Annotated in this window: 18 protein-coding genes and 1 tRNA gene; 12 read left to right on the top strand and 7 right to left on the bottom strand. The window is 64.2% G+C overall.

Features of this window, described 5'->3' with window-relative positions; all coding sequences use genetic code 11:
* Positions 1–85: 85 nt before the first annotated feature.
* The 3 genes from plsY to AC0L3B_RS34600 are packed head-to-tail and all read right to left on the bottom strand — an operon-like array spanning position 86 to position 2,969.
* Positions 86–682: a glycerol-3-phosphate 1-O-acyltransferase PlsY gene (gene plsY / locus AC0L3B_RS34610; RefSeq protein WP_085383365.1), complete on the bottom strand. Its 597-nt coding sequence runs from the start codon at positions 680–682 to the stop codon at positions 86–88.
* Between the two features lie 32 nt (positions 683–714).
* Complete coding sequence (locus tag AC0L3B_RS34605) at positions 715–2,022, bottom strand: dihydroorotase (protein ID WP_018458321.1); 1,308 nt, start codon at positions 2,020–2,022, stop codon at positions 715–717.
* Positions 2,022–2,969: an aspartate carbamoyltransferase catalytic subunit gene (locus AC0L3B_RS34600; RefSeq protein WP_007603315.1), complete on the bottom strand. Its 948-nt coding sequence runs from the start codon at positions 2,967–2,969 to the stop codon at positions 2,022–2,024. The genes AC0L3B_RS34605 and AC0L3B_RS34600 overlap by 1 nt, the downstream gene beginning before the upstream one ends.
* Before the next feature lie 226 nt (positions 2,970–3,195).
* On the opposite strand from AC0L3B_RS34600, the gene AC0L3B_RS34595 reads away from it, so the two are divergent.
* From AC0L3B_RS34595 to AC0L3B_RS34585, 3 genes are read left to right on the top strand one after another with little or no spacing between them, the layout of a single operon-like run.
* Positions 3,196–3,966, top strand: coding sequence for a M15 family metallopeptidase (locus AC0L3B_RS34595; RefSeq protein WP_473381966.1), 771 nt, complete (start codon positions 3,196–3,198; stop codon positions 3,964–3,966).
* Between the two features lie 20 nt (positions 3,967–3,986).
* A complete protein-coding gene (locus tag AC0L3B_RS34590; RefSeq protein ID WP_473381962.1) occupies positions 3,987–5,630 on the top strand; it encodes an acyl-CoA dehydrogenase family protein in 1,644 nt (547 codons plus the stop codon).
* A 23-nt stretch (positions 5,631–5,653) separates the two neighbouring features.
* Complete coding sequence (locus tag AC0L3B_RS34585) at positions 5,654–6,418, top strand: lysostaphin resistance A-like protein (RefSeq protein ID WP_473381999.1); 765 nt, start codon at positions 5,654–5,656, stop codon at positions 6,416–6,418.
* Here AC0L3B_RS34585 and AC0L3B_RS34580 read toward each other — a convergent pair.
* Positions 6,415–7,338 (bottom strand): AEC family transporter, encoded by a 924-nt coding sequence (locus AC0L3B_RS34580; RefSeq protein WP_247338486.1) that lies wholly within the window; start codon positions 7,336–7,338, stop codon positions 6,415–6,417. The two genes, AC0L3B_RS34585 and AC0L3B_RS34580, sit on opposite strands and share 4 nt — an antisense overlap.
* Positions 7,339–7,341: 3 nt before the next feature.
* The gene (gene ruvX, locus AC0L3B_RS34575; RefSeq protein ID WP_007603328.1) at positions 7,342–7,833 is read right to left on the bottom strand and encodes a Holliday junction resolvase RuvX; all 492 of its coding nucleotides are present in this window, start codon (positions 7,831–7,833) and stop codon (positions 7,342–7,344) included.
* Between the two features lie 46 nt (positions 7,834–7,879).
* Between ruvX and AC0L3B_RS34570 the strand changes: the two genes are divergently transcribed.
* The gene (locus AC0L3B_RS34570; RefSeq protein ID WP_473381960.1) at positions 7,880–8,095 is read left to right on the top strand and encodes a hypothetical protein; all 216 of its coding nucleotides are present in this window, start codon (positions 7,880–7,882) and stop codon (positions 8,093–8,095) included.
* Here AC0L3B_RS34570 and AC0L3B_RS34565 read toward each other — a convergent pair.
* A complete protein-coding gene (locus AC0L3B_RS34565; RefSeq protein WP_473381958.1) occupies positions 8,082–8,972 on the bottom strand; it encodes a LysR substrate-binding domain-containing protein in 891 nt (296 codons plus the stop codon). The two genes, AC0L3B_RS34570 and AC0L3B_RS34565, sit on opposite strands and share 14 nt — an antisense overlap.
* A 95-nt stretch (positions 8,973–9,067) precedes the next feature.
* On the opposite strand from AC0L3B_RS34565, the gene AC0L3B_RS34560 reads away from it, so the two are divergent.
* The 8 genes from AC0L3B_RS34560 (at position 9,068) to AC0L3B_RS34525 (ending at position 17,051) form a co-directional block, all read left to right on the top strand.
* Positions 9,068–10,042 (top strand): NAD(P)H-dependent flavin oxidoreductase, encoded by a 975-nt coding sequence (locus tag AC0L3B_RS34560; protein ID WP_473381955.1) that lies wholly within the window; start codon positions 9,068–9,070, stop codon positions 10,040–10,042.
* A gap of 17 nt (positions 10,043–10,059) precedes the next feature.
* Positions 10,060–11,136 (top strand): NAD(P)H-dependent flavin oxidoreductase, encoded by a 1,077-nt coding sequence (locus AC0L3B_RS34555; protein ID WP_247396170.1) that lies wholly within the window; start codon positions 10,060–10,062, stop codon positions 11,134–11,136.
* Positions 11,137–11,314: 178 nt separating this feature from the next.
* Positions 11,315–11,602 carry an Asp-tRNA(Asn)/Glu-tRNA(Gln) amidotransferase subunit GatC gene (gene gatC, locus AC0L3B_RS34550; RefSeq protein ID WP_085383243.1) on the top strand — a complete coding sequence of 96 codons (288 nt, stop codon included), beginning with the start codon at positions 11,315–11,317 and terminating at the stop codon, positions 11,600–11,602.
* An 18-nt stretch (positions 11,603–11,620) separates the two neighbouring features.
* Positions 11,621–11,833 (top strand): hypothetical protein, encoded by a 213-nt coding sequence (locus AC0L3B_RS34545; protein WP_007611210.1) that lies wholly within the window; start codon positions 11,621–11,623, stop codon positions 11,831–11,833.
* Positions 11,830–13,305 (top strand): Asp-tRNA(Asn)/Glu-tRNA(Gln) amidotransferase subunit GatA, encoded by a 1,476-nt coding sequence (gene gatA / locus AC0L3B_RS34540; RefSeq protein ID WP_247369746.1) that lies wholly within the window; start codon positions 11,830–11,832, stop codon positions 13,303–13,305. The genes AC0L3B_RS34545 and gatA overlap by 4 nt, the downstream gene beginning before the upstream one ends.
* Positions 13,296–13,598: a hypothetical protein gene (locus tag AC0L3B_RS34535; protein ID WP_473381951.1), complete on the top strand. Its 303-nt coding sequence runs from the start codon at positions 13,296–13,298 to the stop codon at positions 13,596–13,598. Before gatA ends, AC0L3B_RS34535 begins: the two co-directional genes overlap by 10 nt.
* The gene (gatB, locus tag AC0L3B_RS34530; RefSeq protein ID WP_473357616.1) at positions 13,595–15,079 is read left to right on the top strand and encodes an Asp-tRNA(Asn)/Glu-tRNA(Gln) amidotransferase subunit GatB; all 1,485 of its coding nucleotides are present in this window, start codon (positions 13,595–13,597) and stop codon (positions 15,077–15,079) included. The genes AC0L3B_RS34535 and gatB overlap by 4 nt, the downstream gene beginning before the upstream one ends.
* Before the next feature lie 1,705 nt (positions 15,080–16,784).
* Entirely contained in the window at positions 16,785–17,051 is a 267-nt protein-coding gene (locus AC0L3B_RS34525) for a hypothetical protein (protein WP_456654068.1), read from the top strand.
* A 287-nt stretch (positions 17,052–17,338) separates the two neighbouring features.
* Here AC0L3B_RS34525 and AC0L3B_RS34520 read toward each other — a convergent pair.
* Positions 17,339–17,431 (bottom strand) — tRNA-Ser (locus tag AC0L3B_RS34520).
* Positions 17,432–18,645 lie beyond the last annotated feature (1,214 nt).

The raw sequence follows: 18,645 nt of genomic DNA, 5'->3' as shown, positions 1-18,645 counted from the left end.
ATACAGCCGTGATTCGGCTGCAAGTTGCGAACACCATTTGCGATATAATGCAGAAGGGGTGCCGCGGTATCCGTGGATTCCCGGCTTATGCCTTCTCGCCGATCCGGCTTTCCTTGCCCGATTGCAGCCGCTTGATGTTCTCGCGATGGGCGTAGAACAGCAGCAGCGTCAGCACCGCGGCCATCGCTGCTAGTGCGAGATGGCCGAACCACCACAGGAACAGCGGCGTGATAAAGGACGCCACCAGCGCAGAGAGCGAGGAATAGCGGGTGGTGAAGGCGGTCGCGAGCCATAGCAGGCAGAACACCAGCGCGGCCGGCCAGAACAGCCCGAGCAGAATGCCGATATAGACGGCGACACCCTTGCCGCCGCGGAACTTGAGCCAGACCGGGAAAAGATGGCCGAGGAAGGCGCCGAGCCCGGCCAGCATCGCGGCGTTGGGACCGGCGATGTAGCCGGCGATCACCACCGCCACGGTGCCCTTGAGCGCGTCGAACAGCAGGGTCGCGGCGGCAAGGCCCTTGCGCCCCGTGCGCAGCACGTTCGTGGCGCCGATGCTGCCGGAGCCGATCGACCGCAGATCCTGCGTGCCGCCGAGCCTGGTCAGGATCAGCCCGAACGGAATCGAGCCGAGCAGGTAGCCGATGACGAAAGCGACCGGCAGAAACAGTTCAAGCGCCATGTCTGCAAATTCCCTGGCTGCAGCTCCGCACGTCAGACATGCTCGTACACTGTCCGTCCGCCGACAATGGTGCGCACCACGCGGCCTGTAAAGCGGGCCTCGTCGAACGGCGTGTTCTTGCAGGGCGATTTGAGGTCGGCGGGATCGACCACCCAGGGCACATCGGGGTCGATCACGATGACGTCGGCGGGGCTGCCCGTGCGCAGGGTTCCGCCAGGCAATCCCAAAATCTCGGCCGGCCGGGTCGACATCGCCCGGATCAGCGTCTTGAGGTCCAATTCGTCATTGTGCACGAGGCGCAGGCCCGCCGGGAGCATGGTCTCCAGCCCGATGGCGCCGGGGGCTGCTTCTGCGAAAGGCAGGCGCTTGACCTCGACGTCCTGCGGGTTGTGGTCGGACATGATGACGTCGACGAGGCCGGAGGCGACGGCGGCGACCAGCGCGCGGCGGTCGTCCTCGGTGCGCAGCGGCGGCGACAGCTTCAGGAACGAACGGTAAGGGCCGATGTCGTTCTCGTTCAGCGCAAGGTGGTTGATCGAGGCTGAGGCCGTCACGGCAAGGCCGGCGTCGCGGGCGCGCTTGAGCACGTCGAGCGACTCGATGCAGGTTAGCGACGCCGCGTGATAGCGGCCGCCGGTGAGCGCGACCAGGCGCATGTCGCGCTCCAGCATCACGGCTTCCGCCGCGTTCGGGATGCCCATCAGGCCGAGCCGCGAGGCGAACTCGCCCTCGTTCATCACGCCTTCGCCGACGAGATCGCGATCCTCGGTGTAGTGCACGATCAACGCGTCGAAATCGCGCGCGTAGGTCAACGCGCGGCGCATCACCTGCGCATTGCTCACGCTCTTGTCGCAGTCGCTGAAGGCGATCGCGCCTGCTGCCTTGAGGAGGCCGAACTCGGTCATCTCCTCGCCGTGCATTCCCTTGGTCAGCGCCGCCATCGGCTGGATGTTGACGATCGCGGTGTCACGGGCGCGACGCATCACGAAGTCGACGGTCGCCGAGTTGTCGATCACCGGCAAGGTATCGGGCTGGCAGATGATGGTGGTGATGCCGCCGGTCGCAGCCGCCTGGCTCGCGGACGCAAAGGTCTCGCGATGGCTGAAGCCGGGCTCGCCGACGAAGGCGCGCATGTCGATCAGGCCGGGTGCGACGATCTTGCCGGCGCAGTTGACGACGTCGGTGCCCTCGGGGACGCCGGCAGCGCCAATGCCGCGGCGGGTCTCCCGGATGATGCCGTCGGCAATCAGGACATCGCCGGGGCCATCGAAATCCCTGCTGGGGTCGACGACGCGGGCATTGGCAAGCAGGATGGGTCGGCGGTCGGTCAACATGAGCATCACGCGTTCGGCAGGTTGCGGGCGAGCGCTTCCAGCACCGCCATGCGCACGGCCACCCCCATCTCCACCTGTTCGCGGATCAGGGACTGCGCGCCGTCCGCGACCGCGGTGTCGATCTCGACGCCGCGGTTCATGGGGCCGGGATGCATGACAAGGGCGTCTGGCTTGGCGTAGGCGAGCTTCTTCTGGTCCAGCCCGAAATAGTGGAAATACTCGGAAGTCGACGGCACGAAGGAGCCGTTCATGCGCTCGCGCTGGAGCCGCAACATCATGACGATGTCGGCGCCGTTGAGCCCCTCGCGCATGTCGCGCGCGACCTCGACGCCCATCCGCTCGATGCCGGGCGGCAGCAGTGTGGAGGGGCCGACGACGCGGACGCGGGCGCCCATCGCGTTGAGCAGGATGATGTTGGAGCGGGCCACGCGCGAATGCAGCACGTCGCCGCAGATCGCGACCACGAGGCCCTCGAGCCGGCCCTTGTTGCGGCGAATGGTCAGCGCGTCGAGCAGCGCCTGTGTCGGATGCTCATGCGCGCCGTCGCCGGCATTGATCACGGAACCGTCGACCTTGCGGGCCAGCAGTTCCACCGCGCCGGAGGCGTGATGGCGCACCACCAGGATATCCGGATGCATGGCGTTGAGCGTCATGGCGGTGTCGACCAGCGTCTCGCCCTTTTTGATGGACGAGGAGGACACCGACATGTTCATGACGTCGGCGCCCAGCCGTTTGCCGGCGAGCTCGAACGAGGATTGGGTCCGGGTGGAAGCCTCGAAGAAGAGGTTCACCTGCGTCCGTCCACGCAGGACGGTGCGCTTCTTGTCAACCTGGCGGTTGAGCTCGACATATTCTTCGGACAGGTCGAGGAGGCCGGTAATGTCGGCCGCGGAAAGGCCCTCGATGCCCAGCAAATGCCGGTGGCCGAGGACGAAGGTCGATTTCGATGTCATTAAAGCGAGAGCTATAGGCGGGGATGGCCGGGGGGGCAAGGGCCAAAGCCCGGGCGGGGAGTTATCCCCCGATCTGTCGGTCTTATCGCTGGCGTGAGCTGTCCCCGTCTTCTCCGTCATGCCCGGGCAGAAGCGCGAAGCGCGTCTTCGCGCTAGACGTCCCGGGCATCCACGTTCTTAAGGTGCTGTCGCAGAAAAGGCGTGGATGGCCGGGACAAGCCCGCCCATGACGAAGGGGAGATTTCCGCTGAAAACAACTCTAACGGCGCTCTTGGTCGCGGCTTTTGTTTCCGCGGCCCACGCCCAATCGCTTCCCGGCGGTTTCGTCTATCTGCACGACATCGAGCCCAGCATCATCCAGGACATCCGCTACGCCACCTCGAACAATTTCGTCGGCCGTCCGCTCGCCGGCTACGGGGCCGGCGGGTGCGTGGTGAAGCGGGAGGTTGGGCTGCGGCTGAAGGCGGTCCAGCAGGAACTGGCGGCGCAAAATCTCTCGCTGAAAATGTTCGACTGCTACCGGCCGGCGCGGGCCTCGCTCGACATGGTCAGGTGGTCGCAGAACGGCCACGAGACGGCCGCCGAGCGGCGCTACAATCCCAAAATTCCCAAGACCGAGCTGTTCCGCCTCGGCTACATCGCAAGCCGCTCGCAGCATTCGACGGGCGCAGCGCTCGATCTCACGCTGGTCGATCTCAACGCCGACAATTCAGGCAAATACGACCCGTCAAAGACCTACGCGGACTGCACGGCACCGGTCGAGGCGCGATTGCCGGAGGGCAGCGTCGACATGGGCACCGGCTATGACTGCACCGACGTGAAAGGGCATACCGCCGCACCAACGATCAGTCCGGATCAGCGCGCCTGGCGCAAGCGGCTGGTGGCTGCGATGGCAAGGCAAGGCTTTGTGAACTATGCAAAGGAGTGGTGGCACTTTTCGCTGCCGGGAGCGGGCGGTGCGGCCTATGATTTCCCGATCCAGCCGCGGCGGAACTGATTCCGCGCCGAGGACACGAGATGACCCAGCCCAGCTTCGCGACCCACGAGGTCTTCAACCAGTCGCCGCCGTTCGAGGACGTCGATCTGTTCGCCGCGGACCAGCCGCTGGTCGCGGCGGTCAGGGCCAATGGCGCTGCGGCGGCGGAACCGGAGCTCTCGGAGTACGGCAAGCATTGGGGCTCGGCTGCGATGGCCGATCGGGGGCGCGTCGCGAACGAGAACACGCCGAAGCTGCGCACCTTCGATGCCAAGGGCAATCGGCGCGACCAGGTCGAGTTTCATCCGGCCTATCACGAGCTGATGGCTCACAGCGCCCGTGCCGGCGTGCACAATTCGACTTGGACTGCGGATGGAAGACCCGCGGGTAATGTCGCAGAGGTCATCCGCGCGGCAAAATTCTACATGGCCTCGCAGGTCGAGACCGGCCATCTCTGCCCGATCACGATGACGCGCGCCTCCGTTGCGGCGCTGGCGATGCAGCCTGATCTGCGCGCCAAGGTCATGCCGGTGCTGTCGACGAAAAGCTACGATCCCAGCTTCGCGCCGTGGTGGGAGAAGCGCGGTATGACGCTCGGCATGGGCATGACCGAGAAGCAGGGCGGTACCGACGTGCGCGCCAACATGACGCGCGCGGTGCGCGAGGGAGGCGCCTACCGTATCACCGGCCACAAATGGTTCATGTCGGCGCCGATGTGCGATGCCTTCCTGGTGCTGGCTCAGGCGGACCAGGGACTGACCTGTTTCTTCATGCCGCGCTTCGCGCCGGATGGTTCGGTGAACGCGATCCAGTTCCAGCGGCTGAAGGACAAGCTCGGCAACCGCTCCAACGCGTCATCCGAGGTTGAGTTCGTCGGTGCCTATGCGGAAGCCGTCGGCGATGAGGGCAAGGGCATCCGTACCATCATCCAGATGGTGCAAATGACGCGGCAGGATTGCGCGATCGCCTCGGTCGGCCTGATGCGCTCGGGGCTCGCCCACGCGCTGCATCACACCCGGCACCGCAGCGTGTTCCAGAAACATCTCGCCGATCAGCCGCTGATGCAGGCGGTACTCTCGGACATGGCGCTGCATGTGGAGGCGAGCACGGCTGTGGTGATGCGGCTCTGCCGCGCCTTCGATCGGACGCCGCTCGATCCGGCGGAGGCCGCCTACATGCGGCTGCTGACGCCTGCGATCAAATACTGGACCTGCAAGAGCGCGCCGCCGTTTCTCTACGAAGCCATGGAATGCCTCGGCGGCAACGGCTATGTCGAGGACGGCATTCTGGCGCGGCACTACCGGGAGTCGCCGGTCAACGCGATCTGGGAGGGCTCGGGCAACGTCATGTGTCTCGACGTGCTGCGCGCGCTCTCGCGCGAGCCGGAGGCAGCGATGTCGGTCCTGCAAGCGCTTGCTGCCGAGACCAAAGGTCTGCCAGGGGCAGGCGAGACGGCGGGATTCATCGGCAAGACCTTCGGCCGCCCGGACGGCGAGCGCGTAGCGCGCCTTGCGGTCGAGAAGCTGGCGCTGCTTGCGGCCGCCGCCGCGCTCAACGGCGTGTCACCGCGTCAAGCAGAACTGTTCGCCGCCACGCGCCTCGCCACGAACCACGCCAGCATGTACGGCGCGGTCGAGCTCGAGAGCGGCGACGTGCGCACGCTGATGGAGCGGGCGCTGCCGTGAGCCTGCCAAACGAAAGCCTCCTGATGGACTCCCTCAATCCCGATCTGCCGCCGCTCACCGAGACGCCGGCGCCGCCGCGAGTCTGGAAGTTCTGGGGCACGGCGCTGTGGGGCGTCGCCATCTTCGCAGCCATGTTCGTCGGGCAGATCGGGGCCATCGTCTATCTGGTCTGGGTCGCCCGTGACCCAATCGACCTCGCATCGATGCAGCACATCGGTCGCGAGCCGGCGTCGCTCGCGTTTTCGGTCACGATGGGCCTGCCGGCGACGCTGGCCGCCGTGTGGCTGGCCATCCGCATCAAGAAGGCCTCCTTCGTCGACTATCTCGCGTTCTATTGGCCGTCCTGGAAGCAACTCCTGTTCGGCGCCGTCGGGCTGATCCTGATCGTGGTCGCCTGGGAGACGATGTCGCGGAGTCTGGGCCGCGAGGCGACGCCGGGCTTCATGACCGAGCTGTTGAAATCCGGTCGCGACAAGGGCGCGGCGCTGATGCTGCTGTTCGCCTTCAGCGTGGCAGCGCCGATGTCCGAAGAGGTCCTCGCCCGCGGCTTTCTGTTTCGCGGCTGGTCTGCGAGCTTCCTGCGCGTGCCCGGCGCCATCATCCTGTCGTCGCTGGTGTGGACGGTCGTGCATCTGCAATACGACCTGTACTTCCTCGCCGAGGTCTTCTCCATCGGCCTGTGGTTCGGCTACATGCGCTACCGCAGCAACTCGCTCTGGCTCACGATCGTGCTGCACGCGCTGAACAATCTGACGGCGGTGGTGCTGACGATGTGGCTGGGGAGTTAGGCCACCAGCGCGATCGCGATCGGCATCGTGATCGCCGCCAAAATCGTCTGCAGCGTGATGATCTGCGCCAGCAGCGGGGCATCGCCGCCCATCTGGCGGGCCAGCACATAGGCGCTGGTGGAGGTCGGCACCGCGGCGCAGATCGCGACGATCGCGAGGCTGTCGCCGGACAGTCCGAACCAGACGGCGAGCCCCAGCGCGACCATCGGCATCAGCACCAGCTTGAACACCACGCCGATAGCGGCACCCGTGCTGGGGCGGAGCAGGCCTTCAAGATGCAGTCCGGCGCCGGTGACGAGCAGGCCGATGGCGAGCGAGGAGCGGCCGAGTGCGTCTGCCACCTCATGCCAGATCTTCGGCAGCGGCAGGTGGATGACGTTGACGACGAGCCCGATCACGCAGGCCCAGATCAGGGGATTGCGGACAACCGTCATGACAACGGTGCGCGCGGATTGCTTCTTCGGCGCTGCGTAGTGGGCGAGCACCGCGACGCTGAGGACGTTGACCAGCGGAATGATCGCCACCATCGCGACGGAGGCGAGCGCCAGCCCGACCTCGCCGAACATATTGGCGGAGACGGACAGCGCCACATAGGTCTGCCAGCGGATCGCGCCCTGGAAGATCGAGGTGAAGGCGGGGCCGTCGATATCGAGCCGCGACAGGGCGGGGCGGAGCGCGAGGCAGAGCAGCGACATCGCGAGCGCCGACAGCAGCAGCGCACCGCCGACCCCTGCGACCGGGACCTTGGACAGGTCGGCTTTCACAAGCGTCTGGATCAGCAGCATCGGAAACAGCACGAAATAGGTCAGCCGCTCAAGCCCGTTCCATTGCGTATCGAGCCGCATCAGGGTGCGCTTCAGCACCACGCCGAGTACGATCAGGATAAAGACGGGGAGGAGCGCCGCGATCACGACGGCCATGGATCAGTCAGGCCCCGGGGCTGCGCGCAGATTGGCGAGGCGGTCGAGCGCGCCTTGCAGGATGAAGATCGCGGCGTGCTCGTCGATCACTTCGGCGCGCTTGGCGCGGCTGACATCCATGCCGATCAGCTCGCGCTCGACCGCGGCGGTCGACAGGCGCTCGTCCCAGAGGCCGATGGGCAGCGCGGTCAGGCCGGCGAGGTTGCGGGCAAACGCCCGGGTCGATTGCGCGCGCGGGCCCTCGCTGCCGTCCATGTTGATGGGCAGGCCGAGCACGAAGCCGACGGCCTTGCGTTCACTGGCGATCGCGAGCAGCCGGGCGGCATCCTGCTTGAACGCCTTGCGCTGGATCGTTTCGACGCCGGTAGCCAACCGGCGGTCCGGATTGGAGACGGCAACGCCAATTGTCTTGGTGCCGAGATCAAGGCCGACCAACCCGCCGCGTTCGGGCCAGTGGGTTGCAGCATCGACGAGAGGCAGGATAAGAGCCGGCATGGTGTTAGCGCATATCACGCGTCGCGCTACGGAGTGAACCCGGAACATGGATGCGCTGACATTATTCGGCTTGTTCGCCGTGACAACGATGCTGGTCGCTTACGCCCTGGAAGACCGCAGCCACTGGTTCGTGCTGATGTTCGCAATGGCCTGCGTGCTCGGTTCGGCTTACGGCTTCCTGCAAGGGGCCTGGCCGTTTGGCGTGGTCGAGGCGATCTGGGCCGTCGTGGCGCTGCGGCGCTGGCGTCTCAGGCCGCGATGACGTCGTCGTCTTGCTTCAGGCAGGCGGCAAACCCGTTCAGTGCACTGGTTTGATGTCCGGCACGACGCTGGATGAAGAGCGTCTCGACCTGCGCGTGCGAATGGCTCAGCGCGTGGATCGAGACGCTGCCGTTGATCGCACTGCGTTCGACCACGGCGCGCGGCAGCAGTGTCACGCCCATGTCGGCGGCGACACAGCCGATCATGCCGTCGAGCGTGCCGAGTTCGAAGCGTGCGGCTGACGGCCAGCCGAACTCGACAAAGATCTGTTCCAGCCGCTGCCGGTAGGTGCAGCCCGTGCGGAACGTCAGTGCGGTCGGGCCCGAGTCCGGCGTGCCGGCGCGCAGCTCGGCGAGCGTGGCCCAGCGCCGCGCACTGACCAGCACCAGCTCTTCGCGGAACGCGCTTGTCGCGGTGAGATCGGCATGCACGATCGGGCCTGCGACGAAGGCGCCGTCGAGCGTGCCTTCGAGCACGCAGGCGACGAGGTCGGCGGTGGGTGCGGTGCGCAGGCTCAGCCGGACGGCGGGAAAGCGGCGATGAAAATCGGCCAACAGCGGCGGCAGCCGCACCGCCGCGGTCGTTTCCATCGAGCCGATCGCGAGCGGTCCCTTGGGCTCGCCGTCGTCGCAGGCCGCGAGTACGGCCTCGCGCGCTAGTGCGGACATCCGTTGCGCGTAGGGCAAAAGGCGCTTGCCCGCGCCGGTCAGGGTCATGCCGCGGCTATGGCGTTCGAACAGCGGCGTGCCGATCTCGGCTTCCAGTGCCTTCACGCGCTGGGTGACGTTCGACTGCACCGTGTTGAGCTCTTCGGCAGCACGGGTGATGCCCCCGGTCCGGGCGACGGCAGCGAAGGTCTGGAGGTCGCTAAGTTCCATAATATCGTTTCTCTTTTGAGATGGCAGCGTTCGTAAGAAATCAATTTTGGAGAATGGTATTCTAGACTAATATTCGTGTCGAGAGCGGAGGAGCCATGCCGATCACCACGCCGCTGACCCAGCTCCTGGGGATCAAACATCCGATCCTGCTGGCTCCAATGGACACGATCGCCGGCAGCCGGCTGACACGGGCTGTCAGCGAGGCCGGCGGCTTCGGGATCCTGGGTGGTGGCTACGGCGATCAGGAACGGCTCGAGGCCGAGACCAGGCAACTAAGCGGCTTTGCTTCGTTCGGTATCGGCTTCATCACGTGGAGCCTGGCAAGACAACCAAGACTTCTCGACATCGCACTCGACGCCAATCCGCAAGCGATCATGCTGTCATTCGGCGATCCCGCACCATTTGCAGCGCGCATCAGGGCGTGCGGGGCACGCTTGATCTGCCAGGTGCAGAGCGAGGACATGGCGAAGCAGGCGCTCGATGCCGGTGCGGACATCCTGATCGCGCAGGGTACCGAAGCCGGCGGTCACGGCGCATCGCGCACAACCGTCGATATCGTACCTGCGATCGTCGATCTCACGGCCGGGCGCGTGCCGGTGGTTGCCGCCGGCGGAATTGCCGATGGTCGCGGGCTCGCCGCGATGATGATGCTGGGCGCCTCCGGCGTGCTGATCGGCACGCGCTTCTATGCGAGCGTGGAGGCCAATGGCGCGGAGGAAGCCAAGCAGCGCATTCGCGACGCTGATCCCAATGACACGGTGCGCGGCGTCATCGTCGACTGGTCGCGCAGCCTGTTCTGGCCGGCCCCGTTCACCGCGCGAACGCTGGTCAATGATCATATCAGGCGCTGGACCGGCCGCGAGGTCGAGCTGATGCAGCGCGCCGCCGAGGTGACCGTCGAATATGCCGCGGCAAGGGCCGCGGGCAATTTCGAGGTCGCCGCGGTCTTTGCCGGCGAGGCCGTCGGCCTGATCCATGATATTCCGTCCGCCGCCGAAATCGTCGAACGGATCGCGACCGAGGCCGAGCAACTGCGAACCGGCCGGCGTAATTCCAGCGCGTCCGCCTAAACTGCGAGAGAACAACCATGTGGCCGAACCGTCGATTGATCGATCTCTTCAAGACCGAATTCCCGATCGTGCTGGCGCCGATGGCCGGCGTGATGGACGCGGAGCTGGTGATCGCCGTTGCGCAAGGCGGAGGCCTGGGCTCGCTGCCGAGCGCGATGCTGTCGCCGGAGAAAGCGCGCGAGCAGGTCAACATCATCCGGCAGCGCGTCTCCACGCCGGTCAACATGAACTTCTTCTGCCACACACCGGTCGAGCTCACGGCCGAGGCGGAGACGCGCTGGAAGCAGCGCCTCGCGGGCTACTACCGCGAGCATGGCCTCGATCCCGCCGCACCCATCAATGCCGCGAACCGCGCGCCGTTCGACGCCGGCTTCTGCGAGGTCGTGGAGGAGCTGAAGCCCGAGATCGTCAGCTTCCACTTCGGCCTGCCGGAGGCCGCGCTGCTCAAGCGGGTCAAGGCGGCAGGATGTCTCGTCATCTCTTCGGCGACGACGGTGAGGGAAGCGGTCTGGCTCGAGCAGCACGGCGCTGATGCCGTCATTGCCCAAGGCGCGGAGGCTGGCGGACATCGCGGCATGTTCCTGACCGACAAGATCTCGGAGCAGCCCGGCACCTTTGCGCTGGTGCCGCAGGTGGTCGACGCGGTGAAGGTCCCAGTGATTGCGGCCGGCGGCGTTGCGGATGGCCGCGGCATTGCAGCCGCCTTCGCGCTCGGCGCGGCCGGCGTGCAGATCGGAAGTGCCTATCTGCGCTGCCCGGAATCCAAGGTCAGTGCGGCGGCCCGTGCGGCGCTCGCCGAGGGACAGGATGATTCCACCGTCATTACCAATGTCATGACCGGGCGGCCGGCGCGCGGCGTTCAGAACCGCCTGATGCGCGAGGCCGGCCCGATTTCGCCGGACGCGCCGCCATTTCCCCACGCCGCAACGGCGCTGGGACCGCTCAAGGCTGCGGCCGAGAAGCAGGGCAGGGTGGATTTCACCAATCTCTGGGCCGGGCAGGCGATCGGCCTGGGCCGCGAGGTCCCGGCAGCTGAACTGACCCGCGATCTCGCCAAATCGGCGCTTGCCCGGATGAAGGCGTTGGCCGGATAGGTCCCTAAAGCGCGATGAGCTTCGGGCGAAGCCTGATCGTGCTTTTGGTTCTTGTTTGCGCACGATCTTTTCGGAAAACCGCTTCATACTTTTCCGGATCATGCGCTGGCGCCGGTTGCGGCGCAAAAGCGGCCTCTGCTATACGGCACATAGGTTTTGCCGTGAGAGGCCTTATATAATGTCCGTCGACGCCGCTACCGTCCGCCGCATCGCGCATCTGGCGCGCATTGCGGTTTCCGAGGGCGAGGTTCCGCATCTGCAGGGCGAGCTCAACGCCATGCTCGCCTTTGTCGAGCAGCTCTCGGAGGTCAATGTCGAGGGCGTGGAGCCCATGACCTCGGTCACCCCGATGCAGATGAAAAAGCGGCAGGATTTGGTCAATGACGGCGAGATCGCCGACGATATCGTTGCCAACGCGCCCGCGATCGAAGGCCACTTCTTTTTGGTGCCGAAGGTCGTCGAGTAACTTTTAGGACGTGGTCCGATGTGCATGCTTTGCGACGACGAGAAGGCCTATCAGGCCTACATGAACTATCTCGACAAGATGGAGCGGCAGGGCAAGGCTGCCGACCCCAACGTCGCCGTCAATGCCGTGCTCGACGAGATCGAGGCAGCTGCGAAAGCGGCCGCCAAGAAAGACGACCCGGCCAACGACAAATCCCTGTCTCCGTTCTTCTGCAGCCCGATCAATAAATGACCGATTTGACATCGCTGACGCTCGCGGAGGCCCGCAAGGGCCTCGCGGCAAAGACTTTCACGTCCCTCGAGCTGACCGACGCGCATCTGAACGCAATCGAAGCCGCGCGCGTGCTCAATGCTTTCGTCATGGAGACGCCCGACCGCGCGCGCGACATGGCGAAGGCCGTCGACGAGAAGATCGCCAAGGGTGACGCGGGGCCGCTCGCCGGCATTCCGCTCGGGATCAAGGACCTGTTCGCGACCAAGGGCGTGCGCACCACGGCGTGCTCGAAAATCCTCGGCAACTTCGTGCCGACTTACGAGTCCACGATCACCTCGCAGCTGTGGCGCGATGGTGCGGTGATGCTGGGCAAGCTCAACAATGACGAGTTCGCGATGGGCTCGTCGAACGAGACCTCGTGCTTCGGCCCGGTCGGCAATCCCTGGCGGCGTGATGGCTCCAACACGACGCTGGTGCCGGGCGGCTCGTCTGGCGGCTCGGCCTCCGCCGTGGCGGCTCTGCTCTGCATGGGCGCGACCGCGACCGACACCGGCGGCTCGATCCGCCAGCCGGCGGCGTTCACCGCGACCGTCGGCATCAAGCCAACCTATGGCCGCTGCTCGCGCTGGGGCATCGTCGCCTTTGCCTCCTCGCTGGACCAGGCTGGTCCGATCGCGCGCAGCACGCGCGATGCCGCGATGCTGCTGCGCTCGATGGCTGGCCACGATCCCAAGGACACGACCTCGGTCGATATGGCCGTGCCGGACTACGAGGCCGCGATCGGCAAGTCCGTGAAGGGCATGAAGATCGGCATTCCCAAGGAATACCGTCTCGACGGCATGCCGGCCGAGATCGAAAAGCTTTGGGAAGCGGGCGCGGCCTGGCTGAAAGCGGCCGGGGCCGAGCTCGTCGAAGTGTCACTGCCGCACACCAAATACGCGTTGCCGGCCTATTACATCGTGGCGCCGGCGGAGGCGTCCTCCAACCTCGCGCGCTATGACGGCGTGCGCTTCGGCCTGCGCGAGCAGGGCCGGAACATCAACGAACTCTACGAGAACACCCGTGCAGAAGGTTTTGGCGCTGAGGTGAAGCGCCGCGTCATGATCGGCACCTACGTGCTCTCGGCCGGCTATTACGACGCCTATTATTTGCGCGCCCAGAAGGTGCGCACGCTGATCAAGAAGGACTTTGAGGATTGCTTTGCCAAGGGCGTCGACGCGATCCTGACGCCGGCGACGCCGTCGGCGGCCTTCGGCATCGGCGAGAAGGGTGGCGCGGACCCCGTCGAGATGTACCTCAACGACATCTTCACGGTGACCGTGAACATGGCGGGCCTGCCGGGCATCGCTGTGCCCGCTGGCAAGGATGCGCAGGGCCTGCCGCTCGGCCTGCAGCTGATCGGCCGTCCCTTCGACGAGGAGACGCTGTTCTCGCTCGGCGAGGTGATCGAGCAGGCCGCCGGCCGCTTCACGCCGGCCAAATGGTGGTGAGCATGGCGGCGTATATCGCCAGCCTCGACGGCTCCGCCCCGCCGCCGGACCTCAGCGCTCCCCTTGCCGCACTATGGTGGGCCGCCAAGGGCGACTGGGACGAGGCGCACAAGATCGTCCAGGACGAGAGCGGCCGCGAGGCCGCTTGGGTGCACGCCTATCCGCACCGGGTCGAGGGCGACCTCGGCAACGCCGGCTATTGGTACCGCCAGGCCGGCCAGCCCGTGGCAACGGATTCATTACAGGCAGAGTGGGAGCGGATCGCTGCCACGCTGCTCGGGAGCAAGCCATGAACGCACCTGCCGCACCCCACAAACTTCTCAAGGGCTCAACCGGTGACTGGGAGATGGTCATCGGCCTGGAGGTCCACGCTCAGGTGACGTCGAACGCGAAGCTGTTCTCCGGCGCCCCCACCGCATTCGGCGGCGAGCCGAACTCGCATGTGTCGCTGGTTGACGCGGCGATGCCGGGCATGCTGCCTGTGATCAATGAGGAATGCGTCAGACAAGCTGTCCGGACCGGCCTCGGGCTGAACGCGCAGATCAATCTGCGCTCGGTGTTCGACCGCAAAAACTATTTCTATCCAGACTCGCCGCAGGGCTACCAGATCAGCCAGTACAAGTCGCCGATCGTCGGCGAAGGCGAGGTCGTGGTCGAACTGGACGGCGGCAAGACCGCCACCATCGGCATCGAGCGGCTGCATCTGGAACAGGACGCCGGCAAATTGCTGCACGATCAGTCGCCGACCATGTCCTATGTCGATCTCAACCGCTGCGGCGTAGCGCTGATGGAGATCGTGTCGAAACCCGACATCCGCGATGCCGAGCAGGCCAAGGCCTATGTGACCAAGCTGCGCTCGATCCTGCGCTATCTCGGCACCTGCGACGGCGACATGGAGAAGGGATCCTTGCGCGCCGACGTCAACGTCTCCGTGCGCAAGCCCGGCGCGCCGCTGGGCACCCGCTGCGAGATCAAGAACATGAACTCGATCAATTTCATCGGCCAGGCGATCGAGTACGAGGCCCGGCGCCAGATCGAAATCCTCGAGGACGGCGGCGCGATCGACCAGGAGACCCGGCTCTACGACCCCAACAAGGGCGAGACGCGGTCGATGCGGTCCAAGGAAGAGGCGCACGACTATCGCTACTTCCCCGATCCCGACCTGCTGCCGCTGGAGTTTTCGCAAAGCTTCGTCGACGAGTTGAAGGCTGAGCTCCCCGAGCTGCCGGACCAGAAGAAGACGCGCTTCGTCGCGGATCTCGGCCTGTCGGCCTACGACGCCAGCGTGCTGGTCGCCGAGCGCGAGAGTGCAGTGTTCTACGAGACCGTGTTGGGGAAACTCGCCAACCGCGCGCGCGACGGCAAGGTCGCCGCGAACTGGGTGATCAATGAGCTGTTCGGTCGTCTCAACAAGGAAGGCCGGGATATTACGGACTCTCCGGTCGATGCCGCACAGCTCTCAGGGATCATCGACCTGATCGGCGAGGGTACGATCTCCGGCAAGATCGCCAAGGATCTGTTCGAGATCGTCTGGCAGGAGGGCGGCGATCCCCGCGCACTGGTCGAAAGCCGCGGCATGAAGCAGGTCACGGATCTTTCGGCGATCGAAAAGGTTGTCGACGACATCATCGCGGCCAATCCCGACAAGGCGGCGCAGGTCAAGGACAAGCCGCAGTCACTCGGCTGGTTCGTCGGCCAGGTGATGAAGGCATCCGGCGGCAAGGCCAACCCGCAGAGCGTCAACGAGCTGCTCAAGTCCAAGCTCGGCATCTGACCTCGCGCGTTCGAACGAGGTGACGGACAGGCGTCGTCACCTCGCTTTCGGTTCGCGATGCGACGCTCGCGCACATCCTCTGCGACGAACTTCATCCCGATCGAACGCGACACGCCGACCGAATCGCCGTCACGCGATTCGCGCAAAACGGCGACTTGCACGCGCTCTGACGAGCGCTCGCGCCGTTAATCATGAAAATATTTTCGTTGCCAAAAGTCGCGACTCAGAGTCCGCGAAGCGCCTTCGCGAGGCGCTCGCGCGATCGGCAGGATGCATCATTGCAACGATCGTGCGCGATGCACGCGTGCAAGAAAATACTTGCTGCATAGTGTTTTTCTACAATCGCATCTTTTGCAAACGTCGATGCCGCGGGCACTCTCTGCGATCGCAAGCACACCTCATGCAGTCCGTTTGCATCGCGTTCGCCAGCGCAGGCGCGTTTCGCCGTCAACACTTCTTTAAGCGAGACGCTGTTTTTTTCGTTGTGTTGGTGTATTCGGGATGAGTGTGCACTCGATCCCCGACTGCATGCAGCGATTAAGCCATCTCACACATCGGAGGGCAACATGGCCAAGAAAGCTAAGAAGGCAAAGAAGGCGAAGAAGGCGAAGAGCGCAGTGAAGAAGACTGCGAAGAAGACCCGCAAGGTCGCCAAGAAGAAGTAACTTCGCTTTTTGAAGTTGCCGGCTCCTAGAGAGCCGGCACGTCATCAGCGCCTCTCAAAAGGTTCTGGTCGACGATAGAGGGTGTCGGCGAGACATCAGGTCAACGGTCGGATCGTTCTCTTCGCGGGTTCGCTCGCTAAGTCCGGTCCGGCAGAAGAAACAAGTTTTCTTCGTTCGGTGCGGCTCTCCGTAAGGGGCTCCGCAATTTCACAGGCGGCCTTCGGCCAACGTGGAATCTGGTCCTGACGTGTTCGCCGACGCCCTCGTTCTCATGAGGCCGGGGTATTGCCGGCATTCCCATATCCCGACATTGTTGATCTGACCGCGATGTGGCCGTTCTGCCCTTGAGCAGTCAGGGTTGTCGCATATGACGTCAGCGGCGCCTGAGCGAGCACCTCGTCCTTCGAGAGGACCGCTTAGCCGTCCCCTCCGGATGAGGCTCGGCTGCATCCATCTGCGTTGATGCTGCCGCATCCTCATCCCTCATCCTGAGGGCCCGCCGCAGGCGGGCGTCTCGAAGGATGGCCGCAGTCGAGCTTCCAGCCATATACTTCTTCATATGCGCGCCCTGCTTGAGCAGGGAGGCTGCAGCGCAATTGCAGGCAGTTCGCGCACCTCTTCTCCATTTGCGGTGTCATCGCCCGGCTCCGACCGGGCGATCCAGTACCCCGCAGCTTCTCGTGGGACCATTGCTGTCTCTGGAATACGGTGACGACAGCAGGCGGGGACACCACAGGACGCGCGTCACCGTGCGCAATGGTTATCGTTCTCCCAAAATCCCAAGGTAAACCGAATCTGACGAATTGCAGAAGTCCCTGCAAAATAGGGATTTCTTGCATTTGTCGTGCGCGCCTGGCGCGGGCGCGTTTACGTCTGCTTCATCGCGATACTTAAACTGCCATTCAAATTTGCCCGCCATCATTACCTCCAACAAGCCGGCAAACGGCACGGGCAAAAAGCCTCGGGGATGAGTTGAACAGTTGATCGGACGGGAGCCGCGCTCGGGGTACGAGACGGCATAAGAAAAAAGGGGATGCGTTATGTTTCAGGGTACTTTCGATCTGGAGACCGCGACGCTGATCGACGCAGGCGCGCTGTCGGACGTGCTGTTCGAGCGCGGCCTCTATTGGGCGAGCGGACGCGCCGGCCTCGTTGATCTCGTCGCCGCGCACAAATGGTTCAACCTCGCCGCGCTCAAGGGCCGCAAGGACGCCGTGACGCTGCGCCAGGAGGTCGCCGGGCAGATGTCGGACGCCGACATCTCGGCCGCCCAGCGCGAGGCGAGGGCCTGGGTCTCCGCCCACTGAGCGGTGAATCACGTCCCGGCGGTCGCAGGCGAACCTGATTTTCGCTAATCGGGTTCCCTCGTGGTCCGCCATCCGGGATTCCGAGCGGCGTGAGCGATCTCGACGAGATGACTGGGCGCAGATCAGAGGCGGCGGATTCAGATCGCGCCCTTGCACTATGATCTGGGATACTTCGACCCGGAGCAGAAAACCCTGCAACCTCTCGACCACCCGTTCGGCACGAGGCTGTCACCCATGTCTTAGGTACGTTCCGTTACCCATGTCTTCGGGCCGGACAAGCTGCGGAGTGGCGGAGAGGGAGGGATTCGAACCCTCGATACAGCTTGAGACCGTATGACGCTTTAGCAAAGCGTTGCCTTCAGCCACTCGGCCACCTCTCCGGTGCGAGCCTTATGCATCTAATTACTTGGGCTGGTCAATTTGGAAGCGTGTGTTTTTGCTCGAATATTCCCAGCGAATTCCGAAACCAGGCGGTTTGCTCTCGGGCCGAGAACGTAACGCCGCGATAACGGACGCCAAGCTGGAGGTTCTGGCGCTTGTATTAAGAGTGGTTCTGGCGCGCATAAAGGCTCCCTTCATCCATATAAACGATTGATTTTGCTTTCAAATTGGATCGGATGGCCCGCGTGTGGGACGACTGCCTTCGTCGCCGACCGCCTCTATCAAGTCATTCATTTGCAAGCGATTGATTTGATTGTCTCTTCCGCGATTCGCCACAAACTGTGAGCGGTGATTGCCCTCAGATCGGCCGACGGGGCCCGTGTCAGGGCTGCGGGAAGGGCGCTCTCACTATTAGTGGGATCATTCGCTCGCCGGCCGAGGATCTGCCCGTCGCGCCAGGCGTCGCCGCAATCAGGGAGGGCCTTGTCTGGCGATTTCTCTTTCCGTGGAAACGGCCCTTGGAAATCAAAGCAGGGACAATCTGGCACGCTGTTTCATTCTTCAACTGTCAGGACTCCGCCGCTACGGATCTCATCTTACAATAGTCAGGACGTAGAGCATCCAGCTGGGTAGCTCACTGCGAGATATCGATAGGCAATATCCCGATCGCTTCGAGACGTACGCGTTTTCAATCGGTCCTGACGACAACAGCGATCTCCGCAAGCGGCTCGAAAAGTCATTTCATCGCTTTGTCGATTGCGACACAAGCTCGACGGTGAAGTCCTGCAAGCGATCGACGATGCGCAGATCGATATTTTGTCGATCTTGCAGCCGCTTGATGGTCAGGCCAGCCAGTTCCCGAAGGACTGGCGCACGGCGAGTCCCTCGTTGATTCCACGATTCGGGCGCCCCAGACCCACAGCGAGGCGTCTCCACGAATGTGAGGGGCTGGTGCCGGAACTTTTGATGGCAGATGAAACCTGTCGAAAAAGATCAGCAGATTCAAAGTGTTACAAAGTCGCCCTGATCACATCTGCGTGTTATTTGTGCAACACCCGCTGGAAAACACGCTCGATCGGGCGGTTCTGAAGCGTTCTGTTGTTGTGTGTGCAAGGGGGTTCGGTAATTGTGACTGAGCGACGGAGGGGGGCATCCCGAGGTCGTCCCGTCTTAGGTGGTTCGCTTAAGTCCCTCGCGTTCAGCGGGTGTGTCC

The organism is Bradyrhizobium sp. Kon56 (assembly GCF_055807635.1).
Note: the sequence above shows the minus strand (reverse complement) of the source record. Positions and strands in the feature narration are given on the sequence as shown.

What these genes read in the sequence shown, in the direction of transcription:
- AC0L3B_RS34570 (WP_473381960.1), top strand. Translation starts at nt 7,880, where the DNA reads ATGGATGCGCTGACATTATTCGGCTTGTTCGCCGTGACAACGATGCTG.
- ruvX (WP_007603328.1), bottom strand. Translation starts at nt 7,833, where the DNA reads ATGCCGGCTCTTATCCTGCCTCTCGTCGATGCTGCAACCCACTGGCCC.
- AC0L3B_RS34605 (WP_018458321.1), bottom strand. Translation starts at nt 2,022, where the DNA reads ATGCTCATGTTGACCGACCGCCGACCCATCCTGCTTGCCAATGCCCGC.
- gatB (WP_473357616.1), top strand. Translation starts at nt 13,595, where the DNA reads ATGAACGCACCTGCCGCACCCCACAAACTTCTCAAGGGCTCAACCGGT.
- AC0L3B_RS34545 (WP_007611210.1), top strand. Translation starts at nt 11,621, where the DNA reads ATGTGCATGCTTTGCGACGACGAGAAGGCCTATCAGGCCTACATGAAC.
- gatA (WP_247369746.1), top strand. Translation starts at nt 11,830, where the DNA reads ATGACCGATTTGACATCGCTGACGCTCGCGGAGGCCCGCAAGGGCCTC.
- AC0L3B_RS34535 (WP_473381951.1), top strand. Translation starts at nt 13,296, where the DNA reads ATGGTGGTGAGCATGGCGGCGTATATCGCCAGCCTCGACGGCTCCGCC.
- AC0L3B_RS34560 (WP_473381955.1), top strand. Translation starts at nt 9,068, where the DNA reads ATGCCGATCACCACGCCGCTGACCCAGCTCCTGGGGATCAAACATCCG.
- AC0L3B_RS34600 (WP_007603315.1), bottom strand. Translation starts at nt 2,969, where the DNA reads ATGACATCGAAATCGACCTTCGTCCTCGGCCACCGGCATTTGCTGGGC.
- AC0L3B_RS34580 (WP_247338486.1), bottom strand. Translation starts at nt 7,338, where the DNA reads ATGGCCGTCGTGATCGCGGCGCTCCTCCCCGTCTTTATCCTGATCGTA.
- AC0L3B_RS34555 (WP_247396170.1), top strand. Translation starts at nt 10,060, where the DNA reads ATGTGGCCGAACCGTCGATTGATCGATCTCTTCAAGACCGAATTCCCG.
- AC0L3B_RS34565 (WP_473381958.1), bottom strand. Translation starts at nt 8,972, where the DNA reads ATGGAACTTAGCGACCTCCAGACCTTCGCTGCCGTCGCCCGGACCGGG.
- AC0L3B_RS34585 (WP_473381999.1), top strand. Translation starts at nt 5,654, where the DNA reads ATGGACTCCCTCAATCCCGATCTGCCGCCGCTCACCGAGACGCCGGCG.
- gatC (WP_085383243.1), top strand. Translation starts at nt 11,315, where the DNA reads ATGTCCGTCGACGCCGCTACCGTCCGCCGCATCGCGCATCTGGCGCGC.
- AC0L3B_RS34525 (WP_456654068.1), top strand. Translation starts at nt 16,785, where the DNA reads ATGTTTCAGGGTACTTTCGATCTGGAGACCGCGACGCTGATCGACGCA.
- plsY (WP_085383365.1), bottom strand. Translation starts at nt 682, where the DNA reads ATGGCGCTTGAACTGTTTCTGCCGGTCGCTTTCGTCATCGGCTACCTG.
- AC0L3B_RS34590 (WP_473381962.1), top strand. Translation starts at nt 3,987, where the DNA reads ATGACCCAGCCCAGCTTCGCGACCCACGAGGTCTTCAACCAGTCGCCG.
- AC0L3B_RS34595 (WP_473381966.1), top strand. Translation starts at nt 3,196, where the DNA reads ATGACGAAGGGGAGATTTCCGCTGAAAACAACTCTAACGGCGCTCTTG.